The sequence below is a fragment of the Lacrimispora sp. genome (assembly GCF_032078915.1).
In the GTDB taxonomy this organism is placed as follows: Bacteria; Bacillota; Clostridia; order Lachnospirales; family Lachnospiraceae; genus Lacrimispora.
In genome coordinates, this window is record NZ_DAMAUN010000040.1 from 40,053 (window position 1) to 52,285 (window position 12,233).

Genomic DNA, 12,233 nt, shown 5'->3' on the forward strand with positions numbered 1-12,233 from the left:
CTTTTACAGGTATAGCCTACTCAAAGTGACTCCCTATTATTTATTTTCAATTAAAAGCTTGTTCAAATAAATCATTAAAAAAGTTCTTTCCGATTTACCAATTTTCTTTTCAAACTGGTATTGCAGATATTCAATAATCTTATCGGTTGTTTCATGAATGATGCTGTTTGAACAATCATAAATTGCGTTGTAAAGATTATCATCTTCATTGCTAATATCTTCGTTAAGTTCCAGACGTTTCATTAAAAAACGTAAATGGGTGACGAAACGAGAATAATTTATTGATTTCTTATCCAGAACAAACGCACCAGAATATTCGATGATATTTATGGATTTATTGATCACCTCCGTTGTGTTCATAGTCTCATTCAGTAATTGATTGAAACCATTATTAATAAAATGAAGTGCAACGGCGGTAATTTCAAAATCATTAAGATGAATCTCGAATCTATCATTCAAAGATTGGACAACTTTTCTTGCCAATTCGTAATCATTAGGATAAATTCTTTTAACAATCCATCTGAGAGGATGTTCCTCTTCCTTGCCTTGATTTTTAATTGCAGCATCCAGATGATCCAATAATGAGACCAGGCCTCCTATGCTTAATTGAAAGCATGATGATTTCTCAATGGATTCCATTATTCTCTGGACTTCAATAATCAATTTCTCATCAATGCCGTCCAGTACTTCCAGATTTATCAGTTCTTTTTTATCCGCGTTTAAAATGTACTTTTTATCAATCTTTGATATATCCACCTCCTGACCAGCTTTTTTTCCAAAACCAATACCGGTTCCAATAAGAACGATTTCCTGTCCTTTGTCTTCAGCAAGAATTATATTATTATTATATGGCAGTAAAATTTTCAATCCAATCTCACCCCTTTCACTTTTACATCTAAAAATTAAGGAACATAATATAAATCCTCTTAAAACAAAAAACAGACAATATCCTTAAAAGAATAATTGTCTGGTAATGCCCGATTGGTAACACCCTAAATTATAATAAAAATATAGCTTATTTTAAAATTGTTGTCAACCCAAAATTAATAATTTAAATTACAATTATTGGGAAACTCTATTCCACTTAGTGCAAAACGATTCTTCGGCTTTTAACCGGATTATGCAAAAATGTCCTGTGGTGTTCTCCACAGGACATTAAGTATAGCTATGCAGAAGAAGGGACTTGAACCCTCAAGGTATTGCTACCACACGGACCTGAACCGTGCGCGTCTGCCAATTCCGCCACTTCTGCTCTTTAATTGTTCGAATTGGTAATTCAATTCGTACAATTATAATACTATACTTTTTGCAAATAATCAAGTACTTTTTTATTTATTTTTTGAATTGTACTGGTGAACGCTGCCATCATTTAATCCGATGCAGATAACATCTCTTTAATATTTCAATAAAAATGGCGGACCTTAATATTCTCTGGTTTTGATAACTGTTTCCGCATCCGACTGATCGTACACCTTTTCTTCTGTTATAATCCGAAGAGGCATTTCCTTCCCCGCAATCATATCCCGGATCGCTTTCATAAGCGGAGGACCTAAAAGCGGACTGCATTCCACGGCACAGTTCAGCTTGCCGTCTATCATTGCCTGAAACGCTTCTTTCGTCGCATCCACGGAAACAATCGTTATATCCTTCCCCGGCTTCAATCCATGTGCCTCCAATGCTTTAATCGCTCCTAGGGCCATATCGTCGTTGTGGGAATAGATAATATCCACATCCCAGGTGTGACTGTTTATGTATTCCTCGACAACCTGTTTTCCTCCCTCGAAAGTAAAATCACCATAATCTGTATATACGATCTGGTACTGGGGATTCTCCTCTAATATTTCAAAAAAACCTTTCTTTCTCTCTTCCGTAGGTGTCGCACCTTCACTTCCCTGAAGCTCTAAAATATGAACAATCCCATGCTCCGGTTTTACATGTTCCTTTAGCCAGCGCATGGCTCTTCGCCCCTCCTCTAAAAAATCAGCGCCAATATACGTGGTCGTTAAATCATCTCCCGCCTCGATTCTTCGGTCGGACATCACTACAGGAATGTTGGCTTCCTTTGCTTCTTTCAGGACCTCATCCCATCCGGTCTCGATCACAGGGGAAACCACGATCACGTCTACCTTCTCCTTAATGAACCTCCGGATCGCTTCAATCTGCTTTTTTTGAGACTGGTCTGCGCTGTCAAAGAGAAGTTCCATATTAAACTCCCTGGCTGCTTCCTGAATCGAGCGGGTGTTGGCAAGCCTCCACTGGCTCTCCTGCCCCACCTGGGAATATCCTACGGTAATTCTTCTGCCATCGTCGATACTTTCTCTGTCAAGAGCAGCCAGATACTCACCAGCATTTTTAGGATAGATCGTATGACTTCTTAAAATAACCTGCTTGGGAACACCGCTCTCCTTCCGAAGAATATTAATGGCATATTGCACTGCCTCTTTCCCTCCTGTAGGGCAGGAAATCGTTGCCGCAAGCTTTCCTTTTCTCACTAAGTCTACCCCTTCGTTTTCTCCGGTAAAGCCGTCACATCCGATGACTTTTATCTTCTCAGTAAGGTTCCTGTCTTTTAATGCCTCGTATGCCCCAAAGGCTACTGAATCATTGTTGGCAAATATCAGAGAAACACCTTTTAGTTCCTCCTGCATGGCAAAAACCGCATCATAGGCCGGATCCTTCATATCGTTTTTTAAATCACAGACAGTCTTTTCTATATCAGGATAATCCCTGATCACAGAATCAAACCCATCGCTTCGCTCCTCGCTCTGAAGGGAACCGGCCGTTGCACGAAGCTCGAGGATCTTTCCCTTCCCGTTTCCAAGCAGCTGGGCCGCACATTCTCCGCCCTGTTTCCCGATCAAATTATTGTCCGGACCGATAAACAGATTATAATCAAAGCCTTCCACGCTTCGGTCCATGACAATCACAGGAACCCCCTCCTGATATACATCTCTGACTTTCTTTGTGAGACGGCTGGAATCACAGGGAGAAATGATCAATAGGTCAATGCCATAATCCAGAAGCCTGTCAACATCCTTTTCCTGCTTCTCTACGCTGGAGGTGGCGTCTGCCGTAACGATCCTGATATTGGGATACTTTCCCGCTTCCTCCTGGATCTCATTAATCAGGGCAACCCGCCATGCTTCCCGCATGTTTGCCTGAGAAACGCCGATCACGTACTCCACATCGCTTTTATAAACCGTTTGAGTAATCGCCCCGTTATATATACGGTACCCCAAAAAGACAAATACCGATATCAGTAACACCATTAGCAATTTCGTTCTTTTCTCCATTTTATCCTTTTTCAAGATCATTCTGAACTTCTTTCGGAATTCGTATAACAATACGCGTCCCCTGCCCCTCTTTGCTTTCCACCAATACTTTAAACTGCTCACCGTAACGGATTCGCAGCCGCTCCTTAATATAAAACAAACCAAAGCTTCTGTTTCTGCCTGCTTCTCCCGGTTCATTTAACAATCTGGATAGTTCCCAAACCTTTTCTTCTTCCATACCCTTTCCGTCATCCCAGACTTCCAGGCTCACCCAATCATCTTCCACCCGGCCAGTGATCTTTAAATGCCCGTCTCCGTTCTTCATCTTTACCCCATGGTAAATGGAGTTTTCCACCAGCGGCTGAAGGATCATTTTGGGAAGTACGACCTTCATGCAGTCTTCTTCTGCCTGAATTTCATACTGTACCTTAGGCCCGTAACGGATTTTCTGTATGAAGAGATAATTGGAAATATAACGGATCTCTTCTTCAATGGTAATATAGTCTTTGCCCTTGCTTAAGCTGATTCGAAAAACATTGGTAAGAGCATCCACAAGATGAACAATGTCATAAGCGGAATGCTCTCTGGCCATCCAGCCTATGGTGTCCAGAGTATTGTATAAGAAATGCGGTTTAAACTGTTCCTGAACTGCCTTAAGCTGTGCTTTCCGCTTGTTTTCCTGTTCTTTATAAACCTCCTCCATCAATTCTTGTATTCGCTCAAGCATCTGATTGAACCGCCGTCCAAGCTCACTGACCTCATCCAGATAATTGCCTTCGAACCGAACGGATAAGTTGCCTTTTTCCGTTTCCTTCATTAAGTTGCGGAGCCTGACAATGGGTTTTGTGACCGTCTCTGAAATTTTTACCGCCACAATAAATACCGTGAGAATTGTTAAAACCAAAACCCAGCCAAACATGATCAGCATGGTATTGATTCCGCCCATGATTTCACGGTAGGATGAGACACTGACAGTTTTCCAGCCGGTATAGGCGGATTTCTGATAGCTGATCTGATACTTTTCCCCATTGGTAACAGCGGTCACTGGCTCTTTTTCATTCCATAGCCATTCCGGGCGGATGCGATAGACGATTTTATTGGTTGGCGCATATACTAAATGATTCTGCTCATCCAGGACGAATACAAATCCATTTTCACCGATGTTCGCATCCTGAATCGCGGAGGAAATGATTTCATGCTTTACATCAAACAGCAATACGCCCACTCTCTCCCCTGTCTCCGGGTCAGTCACAGCTTTCATTACTGAAAATACATCATCAATGCTATAGGCGGCCTCCGTTACGATATTTCTTCCGGTAACATTGCTGATGATCTGCATTTCACCTGGAGATGCCGCTGCTTTTTCATACCAGACTTCCTTAATAAACGGGTCCCGGGAGATTCTGGACATCCCGGTTCCCACATACATATCATGCTCCGTAGCAAAAAAGATGCCCGCAATTTCATCATGAGTTTCCGCAACCACCTCAAAGCTGTTTTTCAGCGCTGCTTCATACTCTTTCCAGCGGTCATCCTCAGCGGAGGGGATCTTATTTAAATGCATTGGTTCAATAATCCGGATCAGCATATTCGCAGTTTTTTCAATGCTGCTAATATAGATATCCGTTGTATGCTGCACCTGCCCTACCAGCAGAGATGTATGCTGGGTCACATTGCGCTCCGCCTCTCTGGTTGAGCTGATAATCCCCAATAACCCGACAAAGCAAAAAGGAATGAGCGCAATAAAAATATGAGAATTGATCATTTTATCACGAATTTTCATATCCATGAATCTTTTCTTCCAATATTTCATTGCTCTCACTCCTATTTTCATTTCATATTCCCTGCCTCATCCAGTATACCGAAGTTAACAGACTCTTACAACTGCATTATGCTTTATTTATTCGTTCTTCCCCTTTGATTTTTCTGCGCGGATCGCAATGATTCTCTGTATTACGATAAAGAAACAAAGAAGCGCCGCAATGGTAACTTTCGTCCACCAGGTATTTAAATTCTGATAGGTAACGATTGTCTGGATAATTCCCTCTATCATGACTCCGACTACCGTACCTGCCACAGTGCCTACACCTCCGGTCAGCAGGGTGCCGCCGATAACAGCGGATGAAAGTGCATCCAGCTCCAGCCCCAGATTTTGGAGCCCGAATCCGGCCAGAGTATAAAAACTGAATACGATTCCTCCGAGAGCGGCGCAAAAGCTGCTGATTCCGTATGCCGCGATTTTTGTTCTTGCAACATTTAATCCCATGAGGCTTGCGGACGTTTCACCGCCTCCCAGTGCGTATAAGCACCTGCCAAACTTTGTATATCTCAGGGTATAGACCGCAGCCGCAAAAACGATCAAAAGGATAAATACATAGTAATAAATTTTCCCGTTCCATGCTTTCGCTTCTCCTAAGTGAACTGCCACCTTTCCAAGAGCCATGGTCTTAAAAAACGGATCACTGATGGGAATGGAGCGTTCACTGATTACAACGCAAAGCCCCCGCATTAAAAACTGGCCTGCCAAAGTCACAATAAACGGCTGAAGTTTAAAATAATGAATCAGGGCCCCCTGGGTACAGCCTACGATGATTCCTGCAAGAAGCATTAGAAGGATTACCAGAAATGCCGCAACTCCACGCTCCAGGAGGTAAGCGGATCCTACGCCGGTAAATGCTATGGTAGAGGCGATGGAGATATCGATCCCTCCGCTTATTAGCACAAAGGTAGCTCCGATAGCCGCTATCATTAAGTATGCGTTGTCATTAAAGAGGTTTAAAAAGGTTGATAATGATAAAAAGTTATTGTACTTTACAGAACCAAACAGAAACATCAGGACAAACAGCACTACGGTGATAACCAGTGAAATATTATTGATCTGAACCCTTTTTCTTTTCCCCGTCTGCTCCATCAGTTACCAACCACCTTTCTGTTTATCATTTTACGCTTGATGACCAGATCCTTAAACTGTTTTGACTGCGACAGACAGATGATAATAATCAACAAAGCCTTTAACACACGGATATAGGCCGCCGGTACACCCAGGGCCAGTACTGTTGTTGTGATGCTCTGTACGATCAATGCTCCTATGACGCTGGCTGGAATGGAAAAACGCCCGCCCATTAAGTTGGTTCCTCCAATTGCTACGGCAAGAATGGCATCCATTTCTATGCCCAATCCCGCATTGTTGCAGTCCGCACCTTTAATCCCAGCGCTTTCAATCAAACCGGCCACCGCAGCAAAGGCTCCGGAAAGTGTATAGATCGCCAGCAGCATACGGTCAACCTTAATGCCCACGTACTTTGAGGCAGTCGGATTGCAGCCCACAGATTCCAAAAACAGGCCAAAGGCTGTTCTTCCTGTAAATAGAACTAAAAAACCCACCAGAAAAAGCACAATAAACAAGGGGAAGGGAATACCGAGAATATAACCTCCGTTGATAAAATAATAGGCATCCGAAGTAATCGTAACGATCTTTCCCCTGGTAATCAACTGTGCGATTCCCCTGCCCGCCACCATTAAAATCATGGTGGCTACAATTGGCTGAATCTTTATTTTAGCCACTAAAAAGCCATTCCAGATGCCGCTGAGCGTTCCTGCAAGGATCGCGAGAATAATCGCCGCGGCAACATTCCCATGGAACGACGGAAAAATATTCCCATTTACAATGCTGCAGGCAATAGCTCCGCTGATCGCCATGATAGAGCCTACGGAAATATCGGTTCCGCCTGTTGCCAGTATCATGGTCATGCCGCCAGCCAGTATCATGAGCTTGCTTCCATTTCTTACAATGTCAATAATACGTCCGTATAAGTGCCCATCCACGATGGAAAGTGTGAAAAATTCTCCCTTGCTGACAATACCGTTAAAGAGCAGAATTATCATAAAAATGATGAGGGGGCGGAAATACTGTTTTCCTGTCAAACGATTCCAGATTTCTCTCATGACGCTTCACCTCCAGCCATAATATGCATAATTGCTTCTTCCGATATTTCTTTTCCGTTTAGCTCTCCTACCTGCTTCATATCCCGGAGCACGATCATCCTGGTGCAGCAGCGGAGCATCTCATCAATCTCCGATGATATGAAGAGTACCGCCATCCCTCTTCCTGCAAGATCCATGACAATTTTCTGTATCTCCGCCTTTGTTCCGATATCAATTCCCCTGGTTGGTTCATCAAGCATCAGAAACTCCGGATCCGTGGCAAGCCATCTGGCAAGAATTACCTTCTGCTGGTTTCCGCCGCTCAAATTCTTAATTAACTGCTCTGTGCCCGGTGTTTTGATCTGAAGCTTTTCAATATACTCCTTCGAAAGCTCCTCCGCTTCTTTCCTTGAAATCTTATGGAAGATCCCCCGTTTCACCTGAAGGGCAAGTATGATATTTTCCCAGATGGAAAGCTCTCCGATAATTCCCTCTGTCTTCCGGTTTTCCGGGCAAAAAGCGATTCCGTTTCGGATCGCGTCCAAGGGAGAATGGAGGTGAACCATTTCATTTTTCACCTTTACTTCTCCTTCGCTGATGGGATCTATTCCGAATAAAACTTTGGCCGATTCCGAACGCCCGGAACCTAAGAGCCCGGAAAATCCCAGAACTTCTCCCATTTTTACTTTAAGATCAAACCCCTTAACCGTTCCGGGACTGCTGACATTGACCAGCTCAATAAAAGTTTCATTTTCCTGTCCCCCTGCTTCCTCCGGCCGTTTTGCATTCATGGCATCCTTAAGCCCTGCATAGTCCTTGCCTATCATTTTTCCCACCAGTTCTACTCTTGGCAGCTCTTTCGTCAGGTAGGTTCCTACATATTTTCCGTTCCGAAGTACGGTGATTCTGTCAGTGACTTCATAAACCTGATCCAGAAAATGTGTAACAAAGACAATTCCCATTCCCTCTTCTCGTAGCTTTCTCATAATTTGAAACAGCTTATCTACCTCAGCAGAGGAAAGACTGCTGGTGGGTTCATCTAAAATCAGAACCTTGGCTTCAATATCGCTGGCCCTTGCAATGGCCACCATCTGCTGGATCGCCACAGAGTAATGATCCAGATTCTTCGTAACATTTATATGTAAATCAAATTTATCCAGCAGCTCACTGGCGTCGGCATTGATTTTTTTCCAATTAATGGTTCCAAACCGGTTTCTCGGTTCCCGCCCAATATAAATATTTTCCGCCACGGAAAGATTGGGGCAAAGATTGACTTCCTGGTATACCGTTGAAATTCCTTCGTTCTGCGCTTCCTGTGTGGATCTCGGATTGATCGGTCTTCCGTCTAACTCAATGACTCCCCGGTCCTTTGCTTCCACTCCGGTCAGCACTTTAATGAGCGTTGATTTTCCCGCACCGTTTTCCCCTAACAAGGCATGTATTTCCCCCCGATTCAAATCTAACTGCACATCAGCCAAAGCAATAACCGCTTTCCCAAATGCCTTGGATATATTTCTCACTGTCAAAAGCTGATTCCCAGCACTCATGGCGTTTCCTCCTCGCTTTCCAATTAAGAGGGCATTTCCTCTGATATGAAAAGGGTTGTTGCAAAAATAGTAATATACTTTTGCAACAACCCCGCGGTTTAATATTTGCGGTCCGGAAGTACCTTAGCTGCCATATCAGCAGTAAATACGCCATCTACCGATTTCACCCATTTATCAACAGACTGGCCTGCCTTCAGCTTTGCTGCTGTTTCAAATAAAAGCGGCCCAAGCAGTGGATTACATTCTACGGTACAATTTGCCTCCCCGGCTGCCATTGCTTCAAAGATTCCGCGGACACCGTCGATGGAAACGATCTTGATGTCTTCGCCCGGTTTTAATCCTGCCTCTTTGATTGCCTCAATTGCTCCAAGGGCCATATCGTCGTTGTGTGCATAAACACCCTTGATATCCTTATTGGATTTAAGGAAAGACTCCATAACTTCTTTTCCCTGGGCTCTGGTGAAATCACCGGTCTGGGAAGCCACGATCTCAATACCCGGATAGCTTGCTTTGATTTCATCATCAAATCCGGTTTTGCGGTCCGTTGCTGCGGAAGCGCCTACCGTTCCTTCCAGCTCAACAATTTTTCCATTTTCCCCGAGCAGCTTAGCCATTTCCTTTGCAGCCATCTTGCCCTCTTCAATGAAGTCAGAGCCGATAAAGGTTGCATATAAGTCTTCACTGACGTCCGCTCTGCGGTCCAGAAGGATAATCGGAATCCCTGCTTCTTTTGCCTCAGCAAATACCTGATCCCATCCGGTTTCTACGACAGGTGCAAGGCCAATAACATCTACGCCCTGTTCGATGAAGTTCTTGATCGCTTTAATTTGATTCTCCTGCTTCTGCTGCGCATCTGCAAAAAGAAGCTCCACCTTATCCCCATGCTCAGACGGGTATGTCTGAATGGAAAGGGTTTCTGCGTCACGCCATCCGGACTCCTGACCGATCTGGGCAAAGCCGACTACCAGCTTTTCTCCTGAAGCCTCGGTAGTTTTAGCCGTGGTCTCTTCTGCTTTTGCTGTGGTCTCGGCCTGTGCAGACGTAGTCTGGGGAGCGGCTGTGGTTGCGGTCGAACTGCTGGCTCCGCTGCTGCAGGCGGCTAAGGAAACCGCTGCCATGGAAGCGCACAGCAACACGCTTAAAAATCTTTTTTTCATTTTGATGATCCTCCTTTTTGGTTTTAACGATACGTTTATTATGCCGGAAGGAGGAGAGAAAGTCTTTGCAATAATTTGAGTAAAAGGTATAAAATCATTGCATGGCGGAGGCTTGGTTATCCTTTTTAATCAGCCTCCGGTATTCCGCAGGGCTGACCCCTAGGTTCTTTTTAAACACATTGCTGAAATAATGCTGGTTTGCATACCCGGTAAGCTCCGCAATTTCGTAAATTTTCAATTCGCCGTTATGTAAAAGTTCTATTGCTTTGCGGATCCTGACACTGGTTAAATAATCGATAAAGGTGACTCCCATCTCTTTGCGGAACATCCTGCTTAAATGGGGAACTGACAGATTCACATGACCCGCCGCATCCTGAAAGGAAAAATCCTCCCGTGAATAGTTGTCCTCGATATAGAACTTCACATCCTTAATCACAGAGGAACCGGTTTCCAGCTCCTTCAACCGGCTGACAGCCGTTTCATAGGTTTCAGCTAAGACTCCGTAATCATCTCCGTTCACCTGTATTACTACACTGCGTACCGGCAAACGGGATTCCAGCATTTTACAATAGGTCTCCGATTGCTCCTCTGCAATTTCCGGGGCCACCGTTTTAGAGATCACCACCAGATTTCCGTGCCTGTCCTGGCAGCTGTTTGGGTTCACCAGCCCCTGAAACATTTCATTTGCAATATTCTCAGCTACAAAAAACAGCAGATCTTCATTCCAGGTGCTTTTTACGTCTTCCATTTTCTGATATTCCAGGGAAACAACCGTAATTGTAAACGGCTCCGGAAGCAGCAGATTTAAATACTGGGAACGTTCCCCGATTTCTTCTCTTGTATAATGCCCTTCCAAAGCCCTCTGTAAAAAGTTAGAGGCAAGATAAGTGCGGTTTTGTGCCAGCATGCTCTTCGCCCAATCAAGATATTTATCTTCACTAGCCTCTCTCTGCAATCTTTCCCGGACCCGCTGCACCATCTCATCAAAAGGACCTTCCATCAGAGGTTTGAGAAGATACTCAAAGACCCCCAGCTTCAGCGCTTCTCTGGCATATTCAAACCGGTCATAACCAGTGATGATCACTACCACCGCCCTGGGATTTATTTCCTTTAAGCTTTTAATGAATTGAAGCCCATTGAGAAATGGCATGTTAATATCAACAAAATAAACATCCGGTGAAATGTCTTTTGCAAGTTCTAACGCCATCACTCCATCCTCTGCTTCTGCTGCCAGCTCAAAATCACTGTATTGTCTCAAAAAACTGATAATCCCCCGGCGAATGATATACTCATCATCCGCTACCAGTACTTTATACCCCATAGGTACTCCTCCTGAATTTTATTTGAATCCTATTATAGCACATTTTTTCTTTTGTAACTGGGTTTCTGTATGTAAGGAGTGTCAGGGGTTCGTATACATGACCAAAGACGTTCTCCATGCGGGTTCCTGGCCTTCCATTGAGAGAAGACTTCCCTATCATCATACATTTTCCCTTAGTTCTTCTTTTGGTTTTTAATACCAAAAACCGGGGTCTTAATACCAGTACCCCGGCTCGAATAAAATAATATAATCCAACGGCCTCCTATAAATGGCCCCTTGCTTAGACCAAGGGAAATGGAAAAGGCGATAAGGAATATCTCTTTTATCCATTCCCTTACCGCCTTTTCATTTTTATGTTATTTTATTTTTTTACTGCTTAACTGACATAAAGCAAATGCGAAGAACGATGCCAAGGATAACAATAGATAAACGTTCCAGGATACACTGGTGTCGCCTGTTTTCGGTAAACCGTCTATTTCACCTATTTCGTTTATTTCGCTTATTTCGTTTATTTCACGGATTCCTTTCGGTGTTGTCTGGTCTTCTACAATAATTTCCTCGATGGTCTCTTCGTCGACACTGTTTCCAGAAATAACACCAGGTCCACCGGTATTGCTACTGCTTCCTCCAGGTCCACGGGAACTGCTGCTTCCACTCCCGCTACTACTTCCGCCGCCGCTACTTCCGCTGGAGTTGCCACCGCTTCCACTTCCGCCGCTACTTCCGCCTCCGGTTTCAGTTCCGCCGCCAGTTCCGCTTCCGCCTCCGGTTTCGCTTCCTCCGCCAGTTTCGTTTCCTCCTCCGGTTTCGTTTCCTCCTCCGGTTTCACTTCCTCCGCCGGTTTCGTTTCCTCCGCCAGTTTCGTTTCCGCCTCCGGTTTCGCTTCCTCCGCCGGTTTCGTTTCCTCCGCCGGTTTCGCTTCCTCCGCCAGTTTCGTTTCCTCCGCCGGTTTCACTTCCTCCACCAGTTTCGTTTCCTCCGCCAGTTTCGTTTCCTCCGCCAGTTTCGTTTC

9 protein-coding genes and 1 tRNA gene are annotated in these 12,233 nt (G+C 44.3%); all 10 read right to left on the bottom strand.

Annotated features, from left to right (window positions below; translation table 11 throughout):
- Positions 1-36: 36 nt before the first annotated feature.
- The gene (locus tag RT269_RS16190; RefSeq protein WP_313184080.1) at positions 37-867 is read right to left on the bottom strand and encodes a PRD domain-containing protein; all 831 of its coding nucleotides are present in this window, start codon (positions 865-867) and stop codon (positions 37-39) included.
- A gap of 301 nt (positions 868-1,168) precedes the next feature.
- Positions 1,169-1,252: transfer RNA gene (locus tag RT269_RS16195), tRNA-Leu, on the bottom strand.
- Between the two features lie 169 nt (positions 1,253-1,421).
- On the bottom strand, positions 1,422-3,314 hold the full coding sequence (locus RT269_RS16200) for a substrate-binding domain-containing protein (protein WP_313184081.1): 1,893 nt from the start codon (positions 3,312-3,314) through the stop codon (positions 1,422-1,424).
- Positions 3,295-5,085: a cache domain-containing sensor histidine kinase gene (locus tag RT269_RS16205; protein ID WP_313184083.1), complete on the bottom strand. Its 1,791-nt coding sequence runs from the start codon at positions 5,083-5,085 to the stop codon at positions 3,295-3,297. Before RT269_RS16205 ends, RT269_RS16200 begins: the two co-directional genes overlap by 20 nt.
- An 87-nt stretch (positions 5,086-5,172) precedes the next feature.
- Entirely contained in the window at positions 5,173-6,183 is a 1,011-nt protein-coding gene (locus RT269_RS16210; protein WP_313184085.1) for an ABC transporter permease subunit, read from the bottom strand.
- Entirely contained in the window at positions 6,183-7,217 is a 1,035-nt protein-coding gene (locus RT269_RS16215; RefSeq protein WP_313184086.1) for an ABC transporter permease, read from the bottom strand. Before RT269_RS16215 ends, RT269_RS16210 begins: the two co-directional genes overlap by 1 nt.
- A complete protein-coding gene (locus tag RT269_RS16220) occupies positions 7,214-8,743 on the bottom strand; it encodes a sugar ABC transporter ATP-binding protein (RefSeq protein ID WP_313184088.1) in 1,530 nt (509 codons plus the stop codon). Before RT269_RS16220 ends, RT269_RS16215 begins: the two co-directional genes overlap by 4 nt.
- Before the next feature lie 98 nt (positions 8,744-8,841).
- A complete protein-coding gene (locus tag RT269_RS16225; protein ID WP_313184089.1) occupies positions 8,842-9,900 on the bottom strand; it encodes an ABC transporter substrate-binding protein in 1,059 nt (352 codons plus the stop codon).
- A gap of 94 nt (positions 9,901-9,994) precedes the next feature.
- A complete protein-coding gene (locus RT269_RS16230; RefSeq protein WP_313184091.1) occupies positions 9,995-11,221 on the bottom strand; it encodes a response regulator transcription factor in 1,227 nt (408 codons plus the stop codon).
- 544 nt (positions 11,222-11,765) lie between these two features.
- A partial coding sequence (locus tag RT269_RS16235; protein ID WP_313184093.1) for a hypothetical protein occupies positions 11,766-12,233 on the bottom strand: 468 nt, incomplete at its 5' end.

What these genes read in the sequence shown, in the direction of transcription:
- RT269_RS16200 (WP_313184081.1), bottom strand. Translation starts at nt 3,314, where the DNA reads ATGATCTTGAAAAAGGATAAAATGGAGAAAAGAACGAAATTGCTAATG.
- RT269_RS16205 (WP_313184083.1), bottom strand. Translation starts at nt 5,085, where the DNA reads ATGAAATATTGGAAGAAAAGATTCATGGATATGAAAATTCGTGATAAA.
- RT269_RS16210 (WP_313184085.1), bottom strand. Translation starts at nt 6,183, where the DNA reads ATGGAGCAGACGGGGAAAAGAAAAAGGGTTCAGATCAATAATATTTCA.
- RT269_RS16215 (WP_313184086.1), bottom strand. Translation starts at nt 7,217, where the DNA reads ATGAGAGAAATCTGGAATCGTTTGACAGGAAAACAGTATTTCCGCCCC.
- RT269_RS16220 (WP_313184088.1), bottom strand. Translation starts at nt 8,743, where the DNA reads ATGAGTGCTGGGAATCAGCTTTTGACAGTGAGAAATATATCCAAGGCA.
- RT269_RS16225 (WP_313184089.1), bottom strand. Translation starts at nt 9,900, where the DNA reads ATGAAAAAAAGATTTTTAAGCGTGTTGCTGTGCGCTTCCATGGCAGCG.
- RT269_RS16230 (WP_313184091.1), bottom strand. Translation starts at nt 11,221, where the DNA reads ATGGGGTATAAAGTACTGGTAGCGGATGATGAGTATATCATTCGCCGG.